The sequence below is a fragment of the Phenylobacterium aquaticum genome (assembly GCF_947378715.1).
Classification (GTDB): domain Bacteria; phylum Pseudomonadota; class Alphaproteobacteria; order Caulobacterales; family Caulobacteraceae; genus Phenylobacterium; species Phenylobacterium aquaticum_A.
Genome location: NZ_CANCLE010000051.1, coordinates 1 through 23850, shown reverse-complemented (window position 1 = coordinate 23850; position 23850 = coordinate 1). Strand labels below are relative to the sequence as shown.

The 23850-nt window shown below is 68.5% G+C and carries 29 protein-coding genes; 16 read left to right on the top strand and 13 right to left on the bottom strand.

Going from position 1 to position 23850, the window contains the following annotated elements; translation table 11 throughout:
• The 3 genes from Q7P21_RS08980 to Q7P21_RS08970 form a co-directional block, all read right to left on the bottom strand.
• Positions 1-256: hypothetical protein (locus Q7P21_RS08980; RefSeq protein WP_304176754.1), on the bottom strand; the 256-nt coding region annotated here is incomplete at its 3' end.
• A 69-nt stretch (positions 257-325) separates the two neighbouring features.
• A complete protein-coding gene (locus tag Q7P21_RS08975) occupies positions 326-1087 on the bottom strand; it encodes an enoyl-CoA hydratase/isomerase family protein (RefSeq protein WP_304176752.1) in 762 nt (253 codons plus the stop codon).
• A 127-nt stretch (positions 1088-1214) separates the two neighbouring features.
• Positions 1215-1538, bottom strand: coding sequence for a DUF1476 domain-containing protein (locus Q7P21_RS08970; RefSeq protein WP_304171080.1), 324 nt, complete (start codon positions 1536-1538; stop codon positions 1215-1217).
• Positions 1539-1792: 254 nt separating this feature from the next.
• Here Q7P21_RS08970 and purC point away from each other — a divergent pair, with 254 nt between their 5' ends.
• The 9 genes from purC to Q7P21_RS08925 all read left to right on the top strand — a co-directional run bounded on the left by purC (position 1793) and on the right by Q7P21_RS08925 (position 7500).
• A complete protein-coding gene (gene purC / locus Q7P21_RS08965) occupies positions 1793-2551 on the top strand; it encodes a phosphoribosylaminoimidazolesuccinocarboxamide synthase (RefSeq protein ID WP_304171078.1) in 759 nt (252 codons plus the stop codon).
• The gene (gene purS, locus Q7P21_RS08960) at positions 2551-2790 is read left to right on the top strand and encodes a phosphoribosylformylglycinamidine synthase subunit PurS (RefSeq protein WP_304176749.1); all 240 of its coding nucleotides are present in this window, start codon (positions 2551-2553) and stop codon (positions 2788-2790) included. Before purC ends, purS begins: the two co-directional genes overlap by 1 nt.
• A 2-nt stretch (positions 2791-2792) precedes the next feature.
• Positions 2793-3161, top strand: a complete 369-nt coding sequence (locus tag Q7P21_RS08955; protein ID WP_304171074.1) for a hypothetical protein — start codon at positions 2793-2795, stop codon at positions 3159-3161.
• Positions 3158-3625 (top strand): DUF3291 domain-containing protein, encoded by a 468-nt coding sequence (locus Q7P21_RS08950; RefSeq protein ID WP_304171072.1) that lies wholly within the window; start codon positions 3158-3160, stop codon positions 3623-3625. The genes Q7P21_RS08955 and Q7P21_RS08950 overlap by 4 nt, the downstream gene beginning before the upstream one ends.
• Positions 3622-4284, top strand: coding sequence for a phosphoribosylformylglycinamidine synthase subunit PurQ (gene purQ / locus Q7P21_RS08945; protein WP_304171070.1), 663 nt, complete (start codon positions 3622-3624; stop codon positions 4282-4284). The genes Q7P21_RS08950 and purQ overlap by 4 nt, the downstream gene beginning before the upstream one ends.
• A gap of 85 nt (positions 4285-4369) precedes the next feature.
• Positions 4370-4954, top strand: a complete 585-nt coding sequence (locus Q7P21_RS08940) for a GbsR/MarR family transcriptional regulator (protein WP_304171068.1) — start codon at positions 4370-4372, stop codon at positions 4952-4954.
• On the top strand, positions 4951-6360 hold the full coding sequence (locus Q7P21_RS08935; protein ID WP_304176746.1) for a cytochrome ubiquinol oxidase subunit I: 1410 nt from the start codon (positions 4951-4953) through the stop codon (positions 6358-6360). Before Q7P21_RS08940 ends, Q7P21_RS08935 begins: the two co-directional genes overlap by 4 nt.
• Positions 6361-6370: 10 nt before the next feature.
• Complete coding sequence (gene cydB, locus Q7P21_RS08930) at positions 6371-7372, top strand: cytochrome d ubiquinol oxidase subunit II (RefSeq protein ID WP_304176744.1); 1002 nt, start codon at positions 6371-6373, stop codon at positions 7370-7372.
• Positions 7369-7500, top strand: coding sequence for a DUF2474 family protein (locus Q7P21_RS08925; RefSeq protein ID WP_304171063.1), 132 nt, complete (start codon positions 7369-7371; stop codon positions 7498-7500). Before cydB ends, Q7P21_RS08925 begins: the two co-directional genes overlap by 4 nt.
• 4 nt (positions 7501-7504) lie before the next feature.
• Here the strand turns inward: Q7P21_RS08925 and Q7P21_RS08920 are convergent, their stop codons facing one another.
• From Q7P21_RS08920 to Q7P21_RS08900, 5 genes are all read right to left on the bottom strand, one after another.
• Positions 7505-7768, bottom strand: coding sequence for an EscU/YscU/HrcU family type III secretion system export apparatus switch protein (locus Q7P21_RS08920; protein ID WP_304176741.1), 264 nt, complete (start codon positions 7766-7768; stop codon positions 7505-7507).
• Positions 7765-8856 (bottom strand): flagellar hook-length control protein FliK, encoded by a 1092-nt coding sequence (locus Q7P21_RS08915; RefSeq protein ID WP_304176739.1) that lies wholly within the window; start codon positions 8854-8856, stop codon positions 7765-7767. The genes Q7P21_RS08920 and Q7P21_RS08915 overlap by 4 nt, the downstream gene beginning before the upstream one ends.
• A gap of 146 nt (positions 8857-9002) precedes the next feature.
• Positions 9003-10604: an APC family permease gene (locus Q7P21_RS08910; protein WP_304168671.1), complete on the bottom strand. Its 1602-nt coding sequence runs from the start codon at positions 10602-10604 to the stop codon at positions 9003-9005.
• A gap of 250 nt (positions 10605-10854) precedes the next feature.
• Positions 10855-11436 carry a TetR/AcrR family transcriptional regulator gene (locus Q7P21_RS08905; protein ID WP_304168668.1) on the bottom strand — a complete coding sequence of 194 codons (582 nt, stop codon included), beginning with the start codon at positions 11434-11436 and terminating at the stop codon, positions 10855-10857.
• A gap of 55 nt (positions 11437-11491) precedes the next feature.
• A complete protein-coding gene (locus Q7P21_RS08900) occupies positions 11492-12778 on the bottom strand; it encodes a cytochrome P450 (protein ID WP_304176736.1) in 1287 nt (428 codons plus the stop codon).
• Between the two features lie 318 nt (positions 12779-13096).
• Here Q7P21_RS08900 and Q7P21_RS08895 point away from each other — a divergent pair, with 318 nt between their 5' ends.
• Complete coding sequence (locus tag Q7P21_RS08895) at positions 13097-13468, top strand: hypothetical protein (RefSeq protein ID WP_304176733.1); 372 nt, start codon at positions 13097-13099, stop codon at positions 13466-13468.
• An 11-nt stretch (positions 13469-13479) separates the two neighbouring features.
• Positions 13480-13695, top strand: a complete 216-nt coding sequence (locus Q7P21_RS08890) for a helix-turn-helix transcriptional regulator (RefSeq protein ID WP_304168660.1) — start codon at positions 13480-13482, stop codon at positions 13693-13695.
• Positions 13696-13705: 10 nt separating this feature from the next.
• Here the strand turns inward: Q7P21_RS08890 and Q7P21_RS08885 are convergent, their stop codons facing one another.
• The 4 genes from Q7P21_RS08885 to Q7P21_RS08870 all read right to left on the bottom strand — a co-directional run bounded on the left by Q7P21_RS08885 (position 13706) and on the right by Q7P21_RS08870 (position 17762).
• The gene (locus Q7P21_RS08885; protein ID WP_304168657.1) at positions 13706-14419 is read right to left on the bottom strand and encodes a glutathione S-transferase family protein; all 714 of its coding nucleotides are present in this window, start codon (positions 14417-14419) and stop codon (positions 13706-13708) included.
• 130 nt (positions 14420-14549) lie between these two features.
• Positions 14550-15722, bottom strand: coding sequence for a carboxynorspermidine decarboxylase (locus tag Q7P21_RS08880; RefSeq protein ID WP_304168654.1), 1173 nt, complete (start codon positions 15720-15722; stop codon positions 14550-14552).
• Between the two features lie 14 nt (positions 15723-15736).
• A complete protein-coding gene (locus Q7P21_RS08875; RefSeq protein WP_304168652.1) occupies positions 15737-16942 on the bottom strand; it encodes a saccharopine dehydrogenase family protein in 1206 nt (401 codons plus the stop codon).
• Between the two features lie 253 nt (positions 16943-17195).
• Positions 17196-17762, bottom strand: coding sequence for an NADPH-dependent FMN reductase (locus tag Q7P21_RS08870; protein WP_304176731.1), 567 nt, complete (start codon positions 17760-17762; stop codon positions 17196-17198).
• 37 nt (positions 17763-17799) lie between these two features.
• Between Q7P21_RS08870 and Q7P21_RS08865 the strand changes: the two genes are divergently transcribed.
• Both Q7P21_RS08865 and Q7P21_RS08860 read left to right on the top strand, forming a co-directional pair.
• Positions 17800-18255, top strand: a complete 456-nt coding sequence (locus Q7P21_RS08865; protein WP_304168647.1) for a MarR family winged helix-turn-helix transcriptional regulator — start codon at positions 17800-17802, stop codon at positions 18253-18255.
• Between the two features lie 97 nt (positions 18256-18352).
• Positions 18353-20278, top strand: a complete 1926-nt coding sequence (locus tag Q7P21_RS08860; RefSeq protein WP_304176729.1) for a CocE/NonD family hydrolase — start codon at positions 18353-18355, stop codon at positions 20276-20278.
• Positions 20279-20289: 11 nt separating this feature from the next.
• On the opposite strand, the gene Q7P21_RS08855 is transcribed toward Q7P21_RS08860, so the two are convergent.
• Positions 20290-20916: a hypothetical protein gene (locus Q7P21_RS08855; protein WP_304176726.1), complete on the bottom strand. Its 627-nt coding sequence runs from the start codon at positions 20914-20916 to the stop codon at positions 20290-20292.
• Between the two features lie 123 nt (positions 20917-21039).
• Between Q7P21_RS08855 and Q7P21_RS08850 the strand changes: the two genes are divergently transcribed.
• The 3 genes from Q7P21_RS08850 to purL all read left to right on the top strand — a co-directional run.
• A complete protein-coding gene (locus Q7P21_RS08850; protein ID WP_304168676.1) occupies positions 21040-21411 on the top strand; it encodes a BlaI/MecI/CopY family transcriptional regulator in 372 nt (123 codons plus the stop codon).
• Positions 21401-22360 (top strand): M56 family metallopeptidase, encoded by a 960-nt coding sequence (locus Q7P21_RS08845; RefSeq protein WP_304176723.1) that lies wholly within the window; start codon positions 21401-21403, stop codon positions 22358-22360. Before Q7P21_RS08850 ends, Q7P21_RS08845 begins: the two co-directional genes overlap by 11 nt.
• 150 nt (positions 22361-22510) lie before the next feature.
• Positions 22511-23850 (top strand): phosphoribosylformylglycinamidine synthase subunit PurL (gene purL, locus Q7P21_RS08840; protein ID WP_304176720.1); only part of this gene is annotated, 1340 nt, incomplete at its 3' end.

Below are 23850 nucleotides of genomic sequence, written 5' to 3'. Positions count from 1 at the left end.
GGCCGGCGTCGCTGATGTCGTCCAGCCGGTCCTCGCCGACCTTCAGCCCCAGCCGCGTGGCCAGCTGCGGCCGCATCGTCAGTTCCTGGGCGAACTCGGCGTCGAGGAAGCCGATGAACCGGGCGTCCTCGGCCGAGGGCGACGCGACGGCGGGCGGCGCGGAGGTTTGCGCCCAGGCCAGGCCGGGAACGCCCGCCGCAACGGGCGCGGCCAGGATCAGGGCGGAGACCGCCGCAGTACGGAACAGATGACGCATGGGAACTCCGGGTCGGACAGGCTCAGACCCTATCCCGGCCCGCCGCGCAGGCAAGGCTCGGCTGCGCCCCTACCCCTTGGCCGCCGCCGCCATCGCCGCGCGCCCGGCGCGGATGATCTGGATCTGGCCGCGCTCCTCCATCTCCAGCGCCGCGTCGAAGCTCAAGCCCTCCAGCGTCGCGTCGAAGGTGCGCTTGGAGACGCGCAGGGCGTCGGGGGACGCCGCCAGCATGGCGTCGGCGATCGCCGCGCCGGTCGCCGCCAGGTCGGCGTCCGGGACCAGGCGCGAGACCAGGCCGGCGGCCAGGGCGTCGGCCGCCTTCATCGGCTGGCCGGTCAGCAGCATGTCGCGGGTGCGATAGGGGCCGATGGTCCGCTGCAGCCGCCAGCTGACCGCCAGCTCCGAGCCCGACAGCCCGATCTTGATGAAGGCCGGGTGGAAGGCGGCGCTCTCGCCGGCCACGATGATGTCGGCGGCGAGCGCTATGGCCAGGCCGCCCCCGGCCGCCGCCCCCTGGACCAGGGCCACGATCGGCTGCGGGCAGGCGCGCATGGCCTTCAGGGTGTCGCGCAGCATCCAGTCGCCATTGGGCCCGTCCTTCAGGGCGTCGGGCTGGCCGCCGGCCTTGAGGTCGGCGCCGGAACAGAAGGCGCGCCCCGCCCCGGCCAGCACGATCACCCGGGACTCGGTGTCCCGCCGCCGCGCCTCGAAATAGCTGAGCAGGGCCTCGGACAGGGGCTGGTTCAGGGCGTTCAGCCGGTCGGGCCGGTTGAGGGTGACGAAGTCGACGGCGCCCCGCCGCTCCACGCTCAGACTGTCTTGATCGGCCATGGTCGCCTCCCGGGCATTGGTGTTCTGGCGGCAAGGTCTGGGCGATCTGCCCCAACGGCGCCCAAACGAAAAACGCCGCCCGGCGAGGGGCGGCGTTCTGAAATTCAGCGACCGATGAGGCCGGGGATCAGATCCCGTTCTTCAGCTGGTCGCGGGCCAGGGCCAGCAGCTCGGCCATCTTCATGCGGACCTCGCCCTCGGAGACGCCGACGCCGGAGCCCTTGAGGTCCTCGAACACCTTGCGCAGCACGTCCTCGTCGCCGGGCAGTTCGAAGTCCGACTTCACCACGGCCTGGGCGTATTCGGCGATGTGATCGCCTTCCAGGCCCATCAGGCCGGCGGCCCATTGGCCGAGCAGGCGGTTGCGCCGGGCGCCCGCCTTGAATTCGTTTTCCTGCTCCAGCGCGAACTTGTTCTCGAAGCCACGTTCGCGATTGTCGAAGGTCGTCATGATGGTCCCAGATCGTGTCAGTCGCCGATCCTCTATCGCTTGGCGGCGGCCCCCGCAATCGAAAGCGGCGCTTCGTCCACCACGAGCGAACGGGACACGCGGCGAAGTTTGCGCGCGCGCCCCCGGTCAGCTAAATTCGTTCCGCCTCAGATGAGCGAGAAGGTCGAATCGCGGTCGCCGCGCGCGTTGGGAACAACGGCGCGCGTTTTTGTTTCCGCCGCCGACCAAGCCCTCGCTTCGTGGAGAAGGCATGTATGACCACCCGTCGCAAGAAGATCTACGAAGGCAAGGCCAAGATCCTGTACGAGGGGCCTGAGCCGGGAACACTGATCCAATACTTCAAGGACGACGCGACAGCATTCAACGCCCAGAAGAAAGCCATTCTCGAAGGCAAGGGCGTCATCAATAATCGCATCAGCGAATACTTCATGACGCGGCTGAACACCATCGGTGTCCAGAACCACTTCATCCGCCGCCTCAATCTGCGCGAACAGCTGATCCGCGAAGTCGAGATCATCCCGCTGGAGGTGGTCTGCCGCAACATCGCCGCGGGCTCTTTGTCGCAGCGCTTCGGCCTGCCCGAAGGCCAGCAGCTGCCGCGCTCGATCATCGAGTTCTACCTGAAGGACGACAAGCTCTCCGACCCGATGGTCACCGAAGAGCACATCACCGCCTTCAACTGGGCCTCGACCCAGGAGCTCGACGACATGATGGCGCTGACCCTGCGGATCAACGACTTCCTGAACGGCTCGTTCGGCGCGGTCGGGATCACGCTGGTCGACTTCAAGATCGAGTTCGGCCGGCTCTGGGAAGGCGACTTCGCCCGCACCATCCTGGCCGACGAGATCAGCCCCGACAGCTGCCGGCTCTGGGACGCCCAGACCCAGGAGAAGATGGACAAGGACCGCTTCCGCCGCGATCTGGGCGATGTCATCGAGAACTACACCGAAGTCGCCCGAAGGCTCGGCATCATGAAAGAGATGCCGACCGTGATCCAAGGAGGCCTGCACTAGTGCGCGCGAAAGTCCATGTCTTCCTCAAGCCCGGCGTCCTCGACGTCCAGGGCAAGGCTGTCGAGAACGCCCTGCATGGCCTGGGCTGGGCCGGGGTCGAGGGCGTGCGGGTCGGCCGCACCATCGAGTTCGACCTCACCTCCGCCGACGCCGCGGCCGCCGAGGCCGAGGTCAAGCTGATGTGCGAGAAGCTGCTCGCCAACACGGTGATCGAAAGCTACCGGGTGGAACTGGCGTGAGGGTGCTGGCGCCCCTCCTGGGAGGCGCCCTCGCCCTGGCCGCCTGCGCGCCGAAACCTGCGGCGCCCGCGCCGGTCCCCGTCCTGGACTGCGCCCTGGGGTTCGATGCGCTCGCCGCCAAGATCGCCGCCCAGCCGGGGATCCGGCCAGCCCCGCCCGAACCCGGCGAGCCCTACCGGTTCTACACCTCCGCCGACGCCAGCCTGTCCTACATGATCACCCTGAAGGGCGCCCCAGGCCATCCGGCGATCCTGCAGCAGCGCGCGGCCGGCGGCCGGGTCACCAATTCCGGCTGTCCGTTTGGCGACAAGGCTGGATATGACCAGCTCGACGCCTATCTGAAGAGCCTGGCCAAGGCGGGCGGCAAATGAGCGGCTATCACCTGGCCCAGTTCAATGTCGCCACCCTCAAGGCGCCGCTGGAGGCCCCCGAGATCGCCGAATTCCGCGAGGCGCTGGACGAGATCAATGCGCTGGCCGAGGCCCAGCCCGGCTTCCTGTGGCGCGGCGACGGCGAGGGGTTTTCGTCGGATGCGCCCGCCCCCGATCAGGACCCGCTCTATCTGGTCAATATGTCGGTCTGGGAGAGCGCCGAGCACCTGGCCGCCTTCGCCTATCGCACCGTGCACCGCGACTATGTCCGCCGCCGGGGGGCGTGGTTCGAGGCCCATGTGCAGGCGACCTTCTGCCTGTGGTGGATCCCGGCCGGGACCCTGCCCACCCGCGACGAGGGCGTGGCCCGCCTGGCCCACCTCCACGCCCACGGGCCCAGCGACCACGCCTTCGACTTCAAGACTCGCATCCCCGCTCCCGACCAGCTAGAGGCCGCCAAATGAAAGCCGCCGTCATCGTCTTCCCTGGCTCCAACTGCGACCGCGACTGCAAGGTCGCCATCGAGCGCTCGACCGGCGCGGCGGTGGAGATGGTCTGGCACGCCGAGACCGCCCTGCCCTCGGGCCTCGACCTGATCGTCCTGCCCGGCGGCTTCTCCTACGGCGACTATCTGCGCTGCGGGGCCATGGCGGCTCTGTCGCCGGTGATGACCGAGGTCAAGGCCGCCGCCGCGCGCGGCGTGGCCACGGTCGGCATCTGCAACGGCTTCCAGGTGCTGTGCGAGGCCGGCATGCTGCCCGGCGCCCTGTTGCGCAACGAACAGCTGAAATATGTCTGCAAGGCCGTCGACCTCGAGGTCGCCAACGCCCAGACCCGCTTCACCGCCGGCTATGGCGACCGCCGCCAAGTGACCATGACCGTCGGCAATGGCGAGGGCAATTTCTTCGCCGACGCCGAGACCCTGGCCCGCATCGAGGGCGAGGGCCAGGTGGTGTTCCGCTATGTGAACAATCCCAACGGCTCGACCGACGCCATCGCCGGCATCGTCAATGGCGCGGGCAATGTGCTCGGCCTGATGCCCCACCCCGACCGCGCCTTCGAGGTCGAGCTGGGCTCGGCGGACGGCGCCATCCTGTTCCAGAGCGCCCTGGCCAGCGCCTGATCTCCACGAAATTTCGACCCGGTCCTTGATCTGGATCACGTCATTCTGTAATTTCAGTCATTGCTGAAATCTCAGGAATGACGAAATGACCCTCCCCCCGATCGTCCAGGCCTTCGTGCTGCATTTCGGGGAGATGGGCGGGCGCTGGGGGGTCAACCGCACCGTCGGCCAGATCTACGCCCTGTTATTCCTCTCCGACCGTCCGCTGAACGCCGACGAGATCACCGAGGCGCTGGGGGTCTCGCGCTCCAATGTCAGCATGGGAATCAAGGAGTTGGAGGCCTGGCGGCTGGTGCGCAAACGCCACCTGCCTGGCGATCGGCGCGAGTATCTCGAGGCCCCCGACGACATCTGGCAGATCCTGCGGACGCTCGCCGAGGAGCGCCGCAAGCGCGAGATCGACCCCACCCTCTCCCTGCTGCGCGACATCCTGATGGAGACCCCGACCAGCGCCGAAGAGCGCCACGCCCAGGCCAAGATGCGCCAGATGCATGACCTGATCGAGCTGCTCACCGGCTGGGCCGATGACGTCCAGCGCCTGGACAATGACAGCCTGGCCCAGCTGCTGGCCCTGGGCGCCGGCGTCTCCAAGCTGCTGGAGGTCAAGAGCAAGATCGCGGTGTTCGCCAGCGGCAAGCGTCGCAACATATCTCAGGAGGACCCGTCATGACCGACGCTCTGATCCTGGCGCGGGCGCAGTTCGCCTTCACCATCGCCTTCCACATCGTCTTCCCGGTCTTCTCGATCGGCCTGGCCAGCTACCTGGCCGTGCTGGAGGGGCTGTGGCTGAGGACCCGCAAGCCGGTCTATCTCGACCTGTTCAATTACTGGATGAAGATCTTCGCCGTGGCCTTCGGGGCCGGCGTCGTGTCGGGCCTGGTCATGTCCTATCAGATCGGCTCCAACTGGTCGGTGTTCTCCGACAAGGCCGGCCCCGTGGTCGGTCCGCTGATGGCCTATGAAGTCATGTCGGCCTTCTTCCTGGAGGCCGGATTCCTGGGGGTGATGCTGTTCGGTCGGGAAAAGGTCGGCGACCGACTGCACTTCGCCGCCACCCTGGCCGTGGCGATCGGCACCTTCGCCTCGGCTTTCTGGATCATCGCGGTCAACAGCTGGATGCAGACCCCGGCCGGCTACGGGATCAATGCCCAGGGCCAGTTCCTGCCGCTGGACTGGATGGCTGTCATCTTCAACCCCTCCTTCCCGTTCCGCCTGGTGCACATGGTGCTGGCCGCTTATCTGACCACCGCCCTGGTGGTCGGCGCAGTCGGGGCCTTCCACCTGCTCAAGGACCGCGCCCAGCCGGCGGCGCGCAAGATGTTCTCCATGGCCATGTGGATGATCACCCTGGTCGCGCCCATCCAGATCCTGGCCGGCGACGCCCATGGCCTCAACACCCTGGAACATCAGCCCGCCAAGGTCATGGCCATGGAGGGGCACTATCAGAGCCATCCCGACGGCGCGCCCCTCATCCTGTTCGGCCTGCCGGACCAGAAGGCCGGGATCGTGCGGGCCAGGATCGAGATCCCCAAGCTCTCCTCGCTGATCCTGAAGCACGATCCGAACGCCCCGCTGGCCGGGCTGGACACCATACCGCGCCAGAACTGGCCCTATGTGCCGGTCGTCTTCTGGTCGTTCCGGATCATGGTCGGGATCGGCCTGGCCATAGCCGGCCTGGGGGCGCTCACCCTGCTCGCACGCGCCCGGGGCAAGCTCTATGACTGGAAGCCGCCCCAATGGCTGGCCCTGGGCATGGGGCCGATGGGGTTCGTGGCGGTCCTCGCCGGCTGGGTGACCACCGAGGTCGGCCGCCAGCCCTATACGGTCTATGGCCTGCTGCGCACCGCCCACTCGGCCTCGCCGCTGGACGCCCCGGCGGTCGCGGCCTCGCTCGCCGCCTTCGCCGTGGTCTATTTCACGGTGTTCGGAGCGGGCCTGTTCTACCTGCTACGGCTGATGAGCCAGCCGCCGCATGCGCACGAGACCGGCCCAGGCGGCCCATCGCCCCTGCGCGCCGCCGGCCTGACCCCCGCGCCCGGGATCGCGCCCGACCGCCTGCTGCATCCCGCCGAGTGAGGTCCTGACCATGCCTATCGACCTCACCCTGATCTGGGCCGCCATCCTCGCCTTCGCGGTCTTCGCCTATGTGGCGATGGACGGCTTTGACCTGGGCGTCGGCGTCCTCTTCCCGTTCTTCCAGCGCGGCGCCCAGCGCGACACCGCCATGAACTCCGTCGCCCCGGTCTGGGACGGCAACGAGACCTGGCTGATCCTCGGCGGCGGCGGGCTGTTCGCCGCCTTCCCGCTCGCCTATGCGATCCTGATGCCGGCGGTCTACACCCCCCTGATCGCCATGCTGCTGGGTCTCGTGTTCCGGGGCGTGGCCTTCGAATATCGCTGGCGGACGGAACGGGCCAAATGGGCCTGGGACCTCGCCTTCTGCGGCGGCTCGGCCCTGGCCGCCCTGTCCCAGGGCGTGATCCTGGGGGCGATCCTGCAGGGCGTGAAGGTCGCAGGCCGCGGCTATGGCGGCGGCTGGTGGGACTGGCTCACCCCGTTCAGCCTGCTCTGCGGGGTCTCGGTCCTGGCCGGATACAGCCTGCTCGGCGCGACCTGGCTGGTCCTGAAGACCGAGGGCGCCCTGCAGGACCGCGCCTACCGGCTGGCCGCCTGGCTCACTGGCGCGACCCTGCTCGCCATCTTCAGCGTCAGCCTCGCGACCCCGTTCCTGGGGGCGGCTTACTGGCGGCGCTGGTTCGAGTTCCCGCGGATCCTGGCCACCGCCCAGGTGCCCCTGCTCGTGCTGCTGACCGCCGGCGCGCTGGTCTATGGCCTGAAGCGCCGCCGCGAGACCTGGCTGTTCCCGCTGGCGCTCGGCCTCTTCGCCCTAGGCTATGTCGGACTGGCGATCAGCCTGTTCCCCTATGTGGTGCCGACGCAGGTCACGATCTGGCAGGCGGCCGCCCCGCCCTCCAGCCAGGCCTTCATGCTGGTCGGCGCGGCGATCCTGGTGCCGATCATCCTGGCCTATACTGGCTACGCCTACTGGGTGTTTCGCGGCAAGGTCGGGGCGGAGGGCTATCATTGACCCCGTCCCCAACCTCGGCGACTTGGCGGCGCTGGGCCTGGTTCGCCGGCCTTTGGGCGGCGAGCGTTCTGGCGCTCAGTGTCGTCGCCGGAGTTCTCAAGCTGATCTTCGGCGCGATCCTGAAATGAACGCCTAGTCCTTGGCGGCCTTCAGCAGGAAGCCCAGCACCTCGGCCACCGCCACATAGAGCCGCTCGGGGATCTCGGTCTCCAGCTCCAGGGTCGAGAGCGCCTGGGCCAAGGGCGGATTGTGGGTCATGGGCACGCCATGGGCCTCCGCCACCGCGATGATCCGCTCCCCGGTCAGGCCACGGCCGGACGCCACCACCTGGGGCGCGCCGCCACTCTCATAGCGCAGGGCCACGGCGACGCGGCGGCTGGGGGTGTCGGTGCTCACAGGGTTTGGTCCACGAGGCGGCCGGCGGCGGGCGGTGGGGCGGCGGGGGTCCCGTGAAACACCGAGACGTCGGCCGGCAGGCGCGCAGCCGCCAGCCGGGCGTTCAGGATCGCAACATGGCTGCGCAGCCGCTCGGCGCCCTCCATCGTCTGGGCCCAGAGCGCGACGCCGAGGTGGCCATGGGCCAGGGTCAGGTGCGCCTCGACCGGGCCGAGCGGCGCGATGTCCAGGGCGAAGCGGGTCCGCCAGGTGGCGCCCTGCTCCCGATCGGGGGAATCGCCCTTGCCCTCGCGGCGGATCTCGAACTGGGTCATGGCCGCGCCCTGGGGCGTGGCGACTGGCGCCTCGAACACCCAGCGCGTCACCTCGCCGGCCTCGACCAGGTCGTGCGGCGAGGGCATGGAGGCGATCTGCAGCAGTTCGGTGCGGGCCAGCGCCGCGTCAGTCTCATCGGCCAGCTGGCGCATCACGGCCGGGATCTCGACATCGGAGCCGAGATTGGACGCAGCCGGGCGCTGGGCTGTGGTCGGTCCGCCACGATAGGGCGGCGGCGGCCGCTGGGCCGTGGGCTTGCCCGGCGTGCGCACGGAGTCCTTGGGCAGGCCGGCGGCCAGGGCCTGGCGCAGGATCAGCAGCGAGGCCTTGAGGTCGACGCCGACCGGCGAGGTCTGGGGCTCGGCGGCGAGCTTGGCCTCCAGCAACAGGCCCGACCCCGTCAGCGCCTTCTCGACGTCGCGGGCCGATACGTCGGGGCCCATGGGCGACAGCTGCATCATCACCTGCGCGGCGGCGGCGCGGGCGGCGGGCGGCAGGGGCCGGCCCCCCAGGGCCTGGCGCAGGTCGGCGATCAGCGGGCCCATGCCGTCCTGGCGGGCGGCGGCGTCCTGGGCGGCCATGGCGGCGGCCGAAGCGGGGGTCTTGGGCGCATTGGCCTGGTCGGCGCTGGGCGCCCGACGCGGACCATAGATCGGCCCGGCCCGCTCGATCTCCTGGATGCGCGCGACTTCGCCCACGTTGGAGCGGATCGCTCCCGTGATCTGCGCGGCGCTGGGCGCGCCGGTCGGCCCTCTGATCGGCGAGATCGCCACGCGAAGTCCCGTCCGCTGTGCAAGACCTCCAGGCTAGGGCGGCATGGTGAATGCGGCGTTAACACTTGTTACCGACCGGGCATGGAAAGGGGCGACCCGCGCCTGCGCCGGCCGCCCCCACCACATCCCAGTCCGCCTCAGGTCGATCAGTCGCCCTTGTGCGGCAGCTCCATCGGCTCGGCCTCGTGGCCAGAGACCGCGATCCCCCGCCCGAGCTTCGAGTTCCACATGCCATAGGCGAAATAGACCGCGATGCCGGCCGCCAGATAGATCAGGAAGAAGTTGCGGGTGGCCGGGGCGGCCATCAGGCTCATCAGCAGGAACAGGCACATGATCGCGCCCAGGATCGGCACCACCGGATAGAGCGGGGTGCGGAAGGGACGCTTCAGGTCCTTCGCCGTGATGCGCAGATAGATCACCGTGATGCAGACAATGGCGAAGGCGGCCAGCGAGCCGACGTTCGACAGGTCGGCCAGGGCGTCCAGCGACATGAAGCCGGCGGCCGACGCCGCGGCCACGCCGACCACGATGGTGTTGATCCAGGGCGTCTTGAACTTGGAGTGCACCTTGGCCAGCACGCTGGGCAGCAGGCCGTCACGCGACATGGTGTAGAAGATGCGGGTCTGGCCATACATCAGCACCAGCATCACCGAAGACAGGCCGGCGATGGCCCCGATCTTCACCAGCACCGCGAACCAGGGCAGGCCGATCTGGTTCACCGCCGTGGCGATGGGCGCAGGGTTGTCCAGCGAGGCGTAGGGCACGATGCCCACCAGCACGGCCGAGGTCAGGATGTAGAGCACGGTGCAGACGGCGAGCGCGCCCAGGATGCCGATCGGCATGTCCCGGGCCGGATTGCGCGCCTCGGCCCCGGCGGTGGAGACCGCCTCGAAGCCCAGATAGGCGAAGAAGATCACCGCAGCAGCGTGGATCACCCCGCCGATGCCGTACTTGGTGTTGTTGGCGCCGGTGACCACGTCGACCATGGCGCGGCCCATCTGATGCCAGATGTCCATCGGCGTGCCGGGCGGCGGGGCCGGGATCTGGGCCGGGATCAGCGGCGACCAGTGGGCCGGGTTCACATAGCGCGCGCCGATCACGATGAAGGCGATGACCACGGTCAGCTTGATGACCACGACGATATTGTTGACCGTGGCGCTCTCGGAGACGCCGAGCACCAAGAGGCAGGTGACCAGGCCGATGGCCACGATGGCCGGCAGGTTCATGATGCCGGTGGCGATCACCACGCCGGCGTCATTCTTGACCAGCACCCCCGGCGCGGCCGTGAGCGCTGGAGGGATAACGATGTGCATCTGGTGCAGCAGGCTTGTCAGATAGCCCGACCAGCCGACGGCCACGGTCGAGGCCGCCAGGCCGTATTCCAGCACCAGCAACAGGCCCATGACCCAGGCCACGACCTCGCCCATCGAGGCGTAGCTGTAGGAATAGGCCGAGCCGGAGACCGGCAGCACCGAGGCCAGTTCCGCATAGCAGAGCGCCACAAAGGCGCAGAGCGTGCCGGTGATGATGAAGGAGATCATGATGCCGGGGCCGGCGAACTGGGCGGCCGCGCGGCCGGTCAGCACGAAGATCCCGGTGCCGATGACGCAGCCGATCCCCAGCATGACCAGGTTCAGCGCGCTGAGCGAGCGCGCCAGTTCGCCATTCTCATGTTCGGACTGGATCTGGGCGACCGACTTTCGTCGGAAAATACCGCCCCTTGGCCGGGTGGTTTCGGCGTTTGCCATCGAAGTCTCTCCCTGGGTGGCCGGACTCGGTCGCCAGCCTTTCGGCGACGCTAGCCGTAAGGCGCGGCGCCGGCAATCTCGGGCCTCAGGCACGGAACGCCAACGGTTTCGCGTATGGGGGATCGTAAGCGTCGCAGGGCGGCGGGTTCCGGGCGGTTCCTGAAGACGATCGCCGCGAACTGAGCAGTTTTCATGCGCGGGGCAGGCGGCCGAAGGCCTCGGTTCAAGGGGGGCGGCCCGTAGGCCAAGTTCACCGCGCGTATTGCGGGGACAACAGGAAGGCGAAGCCGCGCAGCACCGCCTGCTCCAGGCGCTCGGCCAAGGCTATGTCCTTCTCCATATGGACGGTCGAGGCGATGCCGCGGCCCAGCACCCAGCAGAGGCGCGCGATGTCCTCAACCCGCTCAGCCGGGACCCTGTCATCGCCGCGCAGCGAACTCTGAAAGGCTTCGAACGCCCGATGCTCGGCCTCTCGCACCGCGTGATGCCCCGAGCCGCTCGGTTCGATCTGCATCAGGGCGTAGAGGTTAGGACTGCGTCGGATGAAGGTGAGCAACGCGGCGTTCGCCGCGTCGATCCGGTGCGGGAACTTGCCGCTCTCCATGGCGTGCTCGATCCTCTGGGCCAGATCCCGCCACCCCTCGACCGCCACCGCCGCCTGCAGCGCGTCCTTGTTGGTGAAGTGGTAGTAGAGGCTTGCGACCCCGCTGCCGACCTCTGTCGCCACCCGCCGCAACTGCAAGGCGTCGGCCCCGCCGCGTTCGACCAGGCTCCGCGCCGCATCCAGGGCGCGGCGACGCAAGGTTCCGGAGCTGGCGATCCTGGATGTCATAACCGACCTTCGAACACGGGCGCGACCATGGACGATGACGGGCGTCGCAAACAGCCTAGACCCTGGAGGGCAGGACGACCTTCATGTCCTCATAGCCCTTCACGAAGATCGAGTAGCTGCGCCGGGGCTCCTCCTGGAGCTGGATGTCGGGGAAGCGCTTCATGATCTCTTCCCAGATGATCGTCAGCTGCAGCTCGGCCAGGCGGTTGCCGACGCAGCGGTGGATGCCAAACCCGAAGGACATGTGCTGGCGCGGCCGGGGCCGGTCGATGATGAAGCTGTCGGGGGTCTCGATCACGGTCGCGTCGCGATTGCCCGAGACGTACCACATGACCACCTTGTCCCCTTCCCTGATGGTCTTGCCGCCCATTTCGAAATCCTGGGTCGCCGTACGGGACATGTGGGCGAGCGGCGTTTGCCAGCGAATGGTCTCGGAGACCATGGACGGGATCAGGTCGGGATTCGCGCGCAGCTTGGCGTACTGATCGGGGTTCTGGTTCAAGGCCAGGACTGACCCGGAGATGGTGTTTCGGGTGGTGTCATTGCCGCCGATGATCAGCAGGCCGACATTGGCGTGGAACTCCGCCATCGTCATGTTTCGGGTGTCTTCCCCGTGCGCCAGCATGGAGATCAGGTCGCCGGTCGGTTCGGCGTTGACCCGCTGATTCCAGAGCTCGGTGAAGTAGCCGAAGCACTCGGCCATGGTGTCGCGCAGTTCCTGCAGGTTGGCCACCGGACCGCCGAAGCCCGGCGGCGTGGTCATGGCGTCGGACCACCGGGTGAGGTTGCGGCGCTTCTCGAACGGAAAGTCGAACAGGGTCGCCAAGGTCATGGTGGTCAGTTCCTTGGACACCAGATCGACCCAGTCGAAGGTCTCGCCGATCGGAAGGCTGTCGAGGATCTGGCCCGCCCGCTCACGGATCAGCGGGGCCATGACGGACAGCGCGTGGGGCGAAAGGGCCGGGCTGACCGTCTTGCGCTGAACGTCGTGGCGCGGCGGATCCATGGCGATGAAGTTGGTGGCGGTGTTGTTGGGGTCGCGGAACCCCTGGGCGGCCTTCGGCGACAGCGCGATGCCCTTGGCCGAGGAAAAGACCTGATGGTTGGAGTCCACCGACATGATGTCGTTGTATTTTGTGATCGACCAGAAGGGTCCGTAGTTGCTGTCGGGCGTGTAGTGGACCGGCGCCTCCGCGCGCAGCCGCTCGAAGATCGGCCACATGGCGTCGTCGCGGAACAGCGAGGCCCGCGCCGGGTTCAGGTCCTCGACGGGCGTGTTGTAGGCGGCCTCGCGCGCGGCGGCGCGCTTGTCCTTCAGAACGTCCACGACCCCGTCCGCCATCCTTAGGCCCTCCCTGCCTGCGCCCAGACCGGGCGCGAGCCTATCGAGCCCCTTCGAACACGGTTCCACAAGCGGTTCTGGTGGTGGGCGGGGCGCGGGGGGTGTCGCGGGTTTCGCCGCCCACGCTCCGGCGGCTTCGCGTCAGCAAGGGTTTGACCACGAGCGACACGAACGACACGAACGGGCTGCGGTGGCGGAGCGGCTCGGCCTCAGCGCCCCTCGATGTAAAATATCTTTGACATGTCAAAAATCTTTGACCATGGTTCCGCCATAGCAACGGGGGTTCCGATGGCGGTGCGTGAGATTGCAGCTTGGGTGATGGTCGCCCTATTCGGCGCGGCGGGCGGCTATTGCCTGATGGCGATCCTGAGGGTTGGCCTGGGGGCGCCGCCCGAGACGGCGGCGGTCGCGGCGGCCGGGTTCACCCTGACGGGGGTGGTCGCCCTGGAAATCGGGCTCGGGATCTTCTTCCCGAAGCAATCAGGGGCGCCGCCGGACGAGCGCGAGCGGCTGATCGTGGCGCGGGCTGGGCATTGGTCCGGGCTGGCGTTCCTGGTCGGCGTGCTGCCGGCCCTGGGGCACTATGTGACCCACGGCGACGGCAATGTGATGTTCCACGTGATCGTTCTGTCGCTGATGGCGTCAGGGTTGATCGAGTACGGGGCCCAGATCGTGCTCTTTCGGCGATAGGATCGGGCGCCTTGGCCAAGCCGCCCCCCATCACCAACCGGGTCAGCGAACTGCGGGAACAGGCTGGCGGCATGAGCCAGGCCGCCCTGGCCGCCGCCATCGGCGTGACCCGCCAGACCATCATCGCCATCGAGCAGGGCAGATATTCCCCCTCGCTCGAAAGCGCGTTCCGGATCTCGCGGGTGTTCGGCGTCGGCGTCGAGGACGTCTTTGGCTGGGCGGAATAGCGCCCTGCCCTCAGGCCTCCGCGTCGGCCTTGGCCTGGGCGGCGACCATGGCGGTCATCATTTTCTCGAAGGCGCCGGAACGGATCAGTTCGCGGCGTTCTTCCAGGCCGCGATGCAGTTCGGCCAGGGTCTTGGCGGCGTGTTCGTTCTGCTGGATCGCGGCCCAATAGGCGGCGACCTTGGCGGATTTCGGGATCGGGTTCTCGACGCCGGTGTTGGGCAGCACGTTCTCGACCATGAACAGGCCCGGCACCAGGGCGCAGTCGGCCATGGTGACACGGCCGCAGCAGGCGAAGCCGTCCTCGCCGATCATCTTGTCCAGCGCCTTGATGTTGCGGACCACCTGGCCGGCCAGCAGTTCGACCACGCCCTCGTTGCGGGTCTTGGCGCGGGCCTGGCCCGACAGCATGAACATGTTGTTCATGATGTAGATGTCGCCGACCCGGGCGACGGTGCGGATATGGGCGGTCTCGCGCGGCGTGGCGCCCAGCATCGAGGGCGTGGGATAGATCTCCTCCAGATATTCCGCGATCACCTCGGATTCCGGCATCATGTCGCCGTCGATATCCAGCACCGGGATGCGGCCGATCGGGAACTGCTCGCGGAACTTCGGGGTGCCGAAGGTCGCCGGCCGCTCGAGCGTGATGTCGCTGATGCCCTTGGCGTAGATCTGCATCCGCACGCGGGCGGAATAGGGGCTGAGGTCGCCGGAATAGAGCTTCATCGGGTCTGGCGCTCCTGGGCGCGGAAATGGGGCTAGGGGAAATGGCGGCAGGCGAGATTTCGAAACGCCGCTATTTGCCGCCAGTCGCCCGGTTCGCGCAACCTCCACGGAGGCGACCAGCCCGCGCCCGTCAGGAGAGCCGGTCGCGGAAGTCGGTGTAGTCGAAGGTCCGCACCAGGCGGAGCGCATCGGTCTCGCTGTTCCACAGCGCGATGGCCGGCAGGGGCACGCCGTTGAAGGTGTTGGTCTTGACCATCGAATAGTGGGCCTGGTCGAGGAAGGCGATGCGGTCGCCCGGCGCCGGCGGGGCGGCGAAGACATAGTCACCGATGATGTCGCCGGCCAGGCAGGAGGGCCCGCCGATTCGCACGCTCACCCCGGTCTCGGCCTCGCCCAGCAGGGCCGGCCGATAGGGCGCCTCGATCACGTCTGGCATGTGGCAGGTGGCGGAGATGTCAGTGATGGCGACCGGCATGGCGTTGTCGAGGGTGTCGAGGATCTCGCCGACCAGTATGCCGGCGTCGAGCGCGATCGCCTCGCCCGGCTCCAGATAGACCTCGACCCCGTGGCGCGCCGTGATCCCGCGCAGGAAGGCGACCAGGTCGTCGCGGGCGTAGTCGGCGCGGGTGATGTGGTGGCCGCCGCCGAGGTTCAGCCATTTCAGGCGAGGCAGGAGCGCCGCGAGCTTGGGCTCCAGGCTGGCCCAGATGCGGGCCAGGGGTTCGAAGCCCTGTTCGCACAGGGCGTGGATGTGCAAGCCGTCGACGCCGTCCAGATGCTCCGGCCGCAGTTGCGAGACCGGGAAGCCCAGGCGCGAGCCGGCCTGGCAGGGATCATATTTGGCGACCTCCGCCTCGCTGTGCTCGGGGTTGAGGCGCAGGCCGATCTCGAACTGCTGGCCCGCGTCGCGCGCTGCCGCGATCAGGTCGGCGAACCGGGCGATCTGGGCCGGAGAATTGAAGATCACCGTATCGGACAGCGCCAGAATCTCGGCCAGGTCCTCGCGCCGATAGGCCGGCGCATAGGTGGTCAGCTCGCCCCTGTAGTGCTCGCGGGCCAGCCGGGCTTCCCACAGGCCGGACGCGCAGACCCCGTCCAGATGCTCGCCCACCAGATCGGCCAGGGCCCACATGGAGAAGGCCTTGAGCGCCAACAACACCTTGGCCCCGCCCCGCGCGCCAATGTCGGCCAGCACCGCGAGATTGCGCCGCACGGCGACCTCGTCGACCACGAATGCGGGGGACGGGACACGGCCGAGGTCGAAGCTCGCGAACGCGCCGGGGCCGGCGGCCTGGGTTTGCATGGCGTCGCGACCGATCAGAAGGCCAGGGGCGCCGGCAGGTCCTTGACCTGCCAGGGCAGGCCGTGCCGGTTCAGCATGTCCATGAACGGGTCGGGGTCGAGCTGTTCCATGTTGAACACCCCCTGGCCCTTCCACTGGCCGCTCAGCATCAGGGCCGCGCCGATCATGGCCGGAACGCCGGTCGTGTAGCTGACCGCCTGGTTGCCGGTCTCGGCATAGGCGGCCTCGTGGTCGCAGATGTTGAGGATGTAGACCGTCTTCTGGACGCCGTCCTTCTGGCCGGTGGCGATGGTCCCGATATTGGTCTTGCCCCGGGTCACCGACCCCAGGGAGGACGGCTCGGGCAACAGGGCCTTCAGGAACTGCAGGGGGATGATCTCGCGGCCCTCGAACATCACCGGATCGATCCGGGTCATGCCGATATTGGTCAGCACCTCCAGGTGCTTGAGATAGGAGTCGCCAAAGGTCATCCAGAAGCGGATGCGCTGGATGTCCGGGTGGAACTTGACCAGGGATTCCAGCTCCTCATGGTACATGAGGTACATGTTGCGCGGGCCGACCTGATCGAAGTCGAACAGCTGTTTCTGGGCCAGGGCCGGGCCCTCGACCCAGGCGCCATTCTCCCAGTGCCGCGACGGCGCGGTCACTTCGCGCAGATTGATCTCGGGATTGAAGTTGGTGGCGAACGGCAGGCCGTGGTCGCCGCCGTTGCAGTCCAGGATGTCGAGGGTGTCGATCCGGTCGAGCAGGTGCTTGGCGGCATAGGTGGTGAACACCGAGGTCACGCCGGGATCGAAGCCGCAGCCCAGCAGCGCCATCAGCCCTGCGGCCTTGAACCGCGCCTGATAGGCCCACTGCCAGCTATATTCGAACTTGGCCTGATCGCGAGGCTCGTAGTTGGCGGTGTCGAGATAGTTCACCCCGGCGGCCAGACAGGCGTCCATGATCGCCAGGTCCTGGTAGGGCAGGGCCAGATTGACCACCATCTGGGGCTTCACGGCCGAGATCAGGGCGATGGTGGCGGCGACATCGTCAGCGTCGAGCGCCGCCACATCGATGGTCACGCCGGTGCGTTGCTTGACCGAGGCGGCGATCGCCTCGCACTTGGCCAGCGTGCGGCTCGCCAGGGTGATGTGCGAGAACACCTCCGGGCTCATCGCCATCTTGTGGACGGCGACCGAACCCACGCCGCCCGCTCCAATCACCAGCACCCTGCTCATATGTGCCTCTCCTGGCGCTCAACAAACCCAAGTCGCCCCACCGTCAACGCGCGGGGGGACGGTTCGTATCACGGGGCCGCCGGGACCGCTAACCACCCGCGCCCCACATTTCGGAGGATTGGCCCCACACGCGGGGCCTGCGCCGAACCGCCGCCCCTCTGTAGGCCCGTCACATTACAATTTGACCCGGCGAAATCGCCGCGCCTTCACGGGCGGCTAACAGGGGAACCTCTCCCCGCCAGCGGTGGAGGGCCTAGCTCTGGGATCGCGCGGCGGCCAGTTCGGCGAACGCCTGGCGCAGGTCGCCGACATGGCTCGCGAACACCGTCGCCGGATCGACCGTGCCGTCATTGGCCTCGATCCGCTCGCGCGGCAGCCGCAGGCCCGGGCGGGTGGGCACGGGCCGCATGTGCAGACCCTGGCAGACCTGCTCCAGCTGGGCCGAGCATTTGTCGCCGCCCTGGCCGCCATAGGTGACGATCATCACTGGCTTGCCGGCCCACTCGCGGTAGAGGTGATCGAGGGCGTTCTTCAGAGGAGCCGGATAGCCCCAGTTATATTGCGGCGAGACGATCACGAAGGCCTCGGCCCCGGCGATCTTGCGACTCCAGGCCTGGCTGTGCGCGAAGGCGTAGGCGCCGGCGGCCGGAATGCCGGGCTCATCGTCCATCGGCAGCGGCCAGTCCTTCAGATCGACCACTTCGAAGGCGCCGCCGGTCGCGGCGTGGCCGAGCCCCGCCACCCATTCGGCGACCTGGATGCAAATGCGGCGGGCCCTCAGGCTTCCGGCGATGACGAGGGTCGGAGATGCGTGTATCATGCACGCACTATGTGATCCGCCGGGGGCCTTGTAAAGCGTGCATCATACACTCAATATCGATGATCTGGGCACAGCCCTGGTCGACCTGATGAGCGTCTTCAGCAGTCCCCAGCGCGACGAGGTCCTGCTGCGCGAGGCCGGGGTCGAGCTCGACCGGGCCCTGTTCCCGCTGCTGGTCCGCCTGGCGGCCCGGGGTCCCCTGGGCGTCGCCGGCCTGGGCGCCCAGGTCGGCCGCGATCACACGACCGTCAGCCGCCAACTCGCCAAGCTCGAGGGCCTGGGCCTGGTGTCGCGCCAGGAGACGCTCGCCGACCGCCGCGTCCGGACCGCCGCCCTGACCCCGGCCGGCGACGCGATCGTCCGGGCCATCACCGCCGCCCGGCGCCGGCTGCTGTCGAAGGTGCTCGCCGACTGGTCGGCCGCCGATCTCGCCGACCTCGCCCGCCTGAACCGCCGCTTCGTCGATGCGCTGGTGGATGCGGGGCGAGGCTAAGGTCGGGATATCCACCCCTTTCCAACCCGCCCCCAGCGAACATTGCGCCCGCCCGCCACCTCGCTAGGCTCGCGCCTAGGTCTCTCCAAGGAATCGCATGTTCCGTTCCCTGCCCCTGCGCGCGGCGCTCGCCTTCGTCCTCCTGCTGGCCGCCTCGCCCGCGCTGGCCCAGACCTCGCCGCTGGCGCCCGACATCCCCAAGGCCCTGGTGCGGCCCACGGCCGGCGACGACTATGTGAAGCGCGAGGTGATGATCCCCATGCGCGACGGGGTGAAGCTCTACACCGTCATCGTCATCCCCAAGGGGGCCAGGGACGCGCCGATCATCCTGACGCGCACCCCCTACAACGCCGCCAAGCGGGCCGAGCGCAATCTGGGGTCCGACATGCTGTCCACCCTGTCCCAGGGCGACGAGGTGCTGGTCGAGGGCGGCTATATCCGGGTGTTCCAGGACGTGCGCGGCAAGTTCGGCTCGGAGGGCGACTATGTGATGACCCGGCCGCCGCGCGGCCCGCTCAATGCGTCCGCCGTCGACCATGTCACGGACGCCTATGACACCATCGACTGGCTGGTGAAGAACACGCCCGAATCCAACGGCCGGGTCGGGATGATCGGCTCCTCCTATGAGGGCTTCACCGTTCTCATGGCCCTGCTGGACCCGCATCCGGCCCTGAAGGCCGCCGTGCCGATGAGCCCGATGGTCGACGGCTGGAAGGGCGACGACTGGTTCCACAACGGCGCGTTCCGTCAGACCAATTTCGACTACATCTATCGCCAGACCGGCCAGAGGGGCGCTGGCGACGCCGTGCCGCGCACCACCCATGACGACTATGACGGCCTGTTGCGGGCCGGCTCGGCCGGCGACTACGCCAAGGCCAACGGCTTCGAACAACTGGCCTTCTGGAAGAAGATCACCGAGCACCCGGCCTGGGACGGCTTCTGGCAGGGCCAGGCGCTGGACCTGTTGCTGGCCAAGCGGCCGCTCAGCGTACCGACCATGATTGTCGGCTCCCTGTGGGACCAGGAGGACATGTATGGCGCGATCCACACCTATGAGGCCCTGGAGCCCAAGGACGCCAGGAACGACATGCTGTCGATCGTGCTGGGGCCGTGGCGCCATTCCGGCGTCAATTATGACGGCTCAAGCCTGGGCGAGCTGAAGTTCGCCGGCGACACCGCCACGGCCTTCCGCAGGGAGGTGATGCGGCCGTTCCTGGACGCCAACCTCAAGACCGGCGCCCCCAAGGCCGACACCCCACCGGTGCTGATCTATGAGACCGGCCTGAACCGGTGGAGCCGGATGGAGCGCTATCCCCAGGCCTGCGCCTCGGGCTGCGCTGTGGCGTCCAGGCCGATCTATCTTGCCGCCAAAGGGGGCTTGAGCTTCACGGCGCCGGCCAAGGCCGAGACGGGTTTCGACGAGTATGTCTCTGATCCCGCCAAGCCCGTGCCCTATCAGCCGCGCCCGGTGGTGTTCGCCGATGGCGAGGCCTGGCGGCGCTGGCTGGTCACCGACCAGAGGTTCGTCGACGGCAGGCCCGACGTGCTGACCTATGTCACCGCGCCGCTCACCGAGCCGCTGCGCATCTCCGGCATGCCGGTGGTCAACCTGTTCGCATCGACCTCCGGCACGGACTCAGACTGGGTGGTCAAGCTGATCGACGTCTATCCGGACGAGGTCCCTTCCCATCCGGAGATGGGCGGCTTCGAGCTGGGGGTGGGCATGGACATCTTCCGCGGCCGCTATCGCGAGAGCCTGGAGCATCCGACGGCGATCCCGGCCGGGCAGACGCAGGCCTATCGTTTCGCCCTGCCCCCGGCCAACCACGTCTTCCTGCCCGGCCACCGGATCATGGTCCAGGTGCAGTCGAGCTGGTTCCCGCTCTATGACCGCAATCCGCAGACCTTCGTCCCCAACATCTTCTTCGCCAAGCCAGGCGACTATCAGAAGGCGACCCAGCGGATCTATCGCGGCGGGGCGGCGGCCAGCTCCATCGAACTGCCGGTGGTTCCGGGGCTCTAGCCGCCCCCCTTTCAGGGGTGGGTGTAGTAGGCCACTCCATTCGGCCAGGCGCCCGGATGGTCGCGGAAGCCCACGGCCGCCACCGTGCTGGCATAGTTGTGCTGGCCGGCCTGGGTGATCTGGGGGCCGTCCTTCTCCAGGTCGGCGACGGACCGGGCGGCCGGGCGCACCACGACGATATGGCCGGGCTTGTGGGGGTCTGGGCTGGCATAGACCATGACGGTCAGCTGGCCCTGGTTGGCGGCGGCCTGGGCCGCCACTGGCCCAGACACCGGGGTCCAGCCGCCCTGGCGGCCGGCGGCTGAGGCGAACCAGGCGGCCTGGGCGCTGGCCAGCAGGATCTGGCCATGCTGCGGCGGGCGCAGCATATAGACCCCCAGCCTCTGGCCCACGGCGGCGGCGAAGGCGCTGCAATGGGTGGCCTTGCCCGGGCCCTCATAGTCGGCGGCGCGGTCTGGGCGGCCGGTCTCCCAGTTCACATGCTCGCTGGCCAGCCACAGGTGCTCGACGTCCATGCTGTCGAGCAGGGCGGTGAGCCGGACGCCGGCCGGACTGACCGGCGGGACGGGCTGGGCGAGGGCTGGGCCCGCCACCAGGACGGCCGGCAGCAGGGCGAGGATCAGGCGTCGGAGGTTCATTCGCCAAAGTCGCCGTTCGCCGCCGCACCGCAAGCGGCGACCAGCCCGGATCGGGGCGGCGACGCGCGCTTGACGGATCGAATTAACCGCGTAATTCTGCCCGTGAATTACGGACGTAAGACCATGCACATCACCGCCGCCGAAAGCCAGATCATGGACGCCCTGTGGCGACGTGAGCCGCTGACCACCGACGAGATCGTCGCCGAGGTGGGGCCGGCCCAGGGCTGGGGCGACGCCACGGTCAAGACCCTGATCAACCGGCTCCTGAAGAAGAAGGCGCTGAAGTCCGAGAAGGTCGGCGGCCGCCACTGCTATCGGCCGCTGGTCGCTCGCGCCGACTATGTCCAGGCCGAGAGCCAGGGCTTGCTCGACCGGCTGTTCGACGGCCAGCTGGCCCCCATGGTCGCCCATTTCGCCAAGACCCGCACCCTCAAGCCCGAGGAACTGGCGCGGCTGAAGAAGCTGATCTCGGAGCTCGACGACGATGATCGCTGACCTGCTCGCGAACCTCCTGTGGGCCAATGTCCAGGCGGGGCTGGCGATCCTGGCCGTGCTGGCCGCCCGCCGGCCGGTCCGCGCCCTGTGCGGCGCCCAGGCCGCCTACGCCCTGTGGCTCGCGGTCCCGCTGGTGTTCCTGGCCAGCCTCGCCCCGGCAGCGGAAGCCGAGGGCGCGACGGCCGCCCTGCTCCAGGCCCACGTCCTGGCCCCGCGCTTCCGTCTACACCCGCCGCAGGGCCTGGCTGCGGTCTGGGCGGCTGGCGCGACCCTGGCGATCGGCCTCCTGGCCTGGGGCCAGCTGCGTTTCCTGGCCCGGGCCCGCGCAGGCCTGGCGGGTCCCGCCGTGGTCGGGGTGATCACGCCTCGCCTGGTGACCCCGGACGACTTCGAAGAACGCTATTCGCAGGCTGAGCGCGCCCTGATCCGCGCCCATGAACGGGCCCATATCGAGCGCGACGATCCCAAGACCAATGCCGCCATGGCCCTGGCCCAATGCCTGTGCTGGTTCAATCCGCTGGTCCATGTCGCAGTCTATTTCGCCCGACTGGACCAGGAGCTGGCCTGCGACGCCACGGTCATGGCCACCCGGTCGCGCCAGCGCCGGCTCTACGCCCAGACCATGCTGAAGACCCAGCTGAACGGATCACCCCTGCCCCTCGGCTGCCATTGGCTGGCGGGCGCCCATCCGCTGGAGGTCCGCATCGGCGCCCTGGCCGCGCCCGCCGTCCGCGACGCGCAGCTGCAGGCCGGGGCCTGGGGGGCCGCAATCCTGGCCATTGTCGCCGCCTACGGCGCCTGGGCGGCCAAGCCGCCCGCCCCGCCCCGGCTCCACTTCGAGCAGGCGATCTATGACCGCACGCTGTCGCCGGGCCAGGGGGCGGGGATCGTGATGATCCACCTGTCGGCCACCGAGGTCGCCGGCCTTCCCCAGCCCCGGTCGCGCTGAGCGATGATCGCGCTGATTGTCCGCGTCCTGGTCTGCGCGGCGCTCGGCAGCTTCCTCGTCGCCGGCGCGGCGATCAGCCTGATGCGAGGGTGACGCGCCGCCGCGTCCTGCCTATCGCACTCGCGGCCGAGTCCGGCTAAAAGCCCGGCCATGAGCGCCCAGCCTGCGAAGACCCTGGCCGAATCGGCCGCCGAATACGGCCTGAAGCCCGAGGAATACGACCTCATCGTCCAACGCCTGAACCGCGAGCCGAACCTCGTGGAGCTGGGGGTGTTCTCGGTGATGTGGTCGGAGCACTGCTCCTACAAGTCCAGCCGCAAGCACCTGGGCAAGTTCCCGACCACGGGGCCGCGCGTGATCTGCGGGCCGGGCGAGAACGCGGGCGTGATCGACATCGGCGACGGCCAGGCCTGCATCTTCAAGATGGAAAGCCACAACCACCCCTCCTACATCGAGCCCTATCAGGGCGCGGCCACGGGCGTGGGCGGCATCATGCGCGACGTCTTCACCATGGGCGCGCGGCCGATCGCGCTGTTGAACGCCCTGCGGTTCGGTGATCCCAGCCACCCCAAGACCAAGCGGCTGGTGTCGGGCGTGGTCAGCGGCATCGGCGGCTATGGCAATTGCGTGGGCGTGCCGACGGTCGCCGGCGAGACCAATTTCCACAAGGGCTACGACGGCAACATCCTGGTCAACGCCATGTGCGTGGGCCTGGCCGACGCCGACAAGATCTTCTATTCCGCCGCGCCCTCGCCCGGCCTGCCGGTGGTCTATTTCGGCTCCAAGACCGGCCGGGACGGCATCCATGGCGCGACCATGGCCAGCCAGGAATTCGACGACGCGTCGGACGAGAAGCGCCCGACCGTGCAGGTCGGCGACCCCTTCGCCGAGAAGCTGCTGATCGAGGCGACGCTGGAGCTGATGGCCTCGGGCGCCGTGGCCGCCATCCAGGACATGGGCGCGGCGGGCCTCACCTCCTCCTCGGTCGAGATGGCCGGCAAGGGCGGGGTGGGCGTCGAGCTCAACCTCGACATGGTGCCCCAGCGCGAAGAGGGCATGAGCGCCTATGAGATGATGCTGTCGGAAAGCCAGGAGCGCATGCTGGCGGTGCTGAAGCCCGGCCGCGAAGCCGACGGCCAGCGGATCTTCAAGAAGTGGGGCCTAGACGCCGCCACCATCGGCCACACCACCGACACCGGCCGCATGGTGCTGAAGCACACGGGCGAGGTGGTCTGCGACGTGCCGCTGGCGCCGCTGTTCGACGACGCCCCGCTCTATGACCGGCCCTGGGTGGCGACGCCGGCCCAGCCGCGCCTGGCCCCTTCGGACGTTCCCGCGCCGGCCGACTACGCCGCGGCGGTCGTCAAGCTGATGAGCGCCCCGGACATGGCGTCCAAGCGCTGGCTCTGGGAACAGTACGACCGCCACGTCATGGCCGACACCCTGGAGGACTCGGCCACCGGCGCCGACGCCGGGATCGTGCGCGTGCA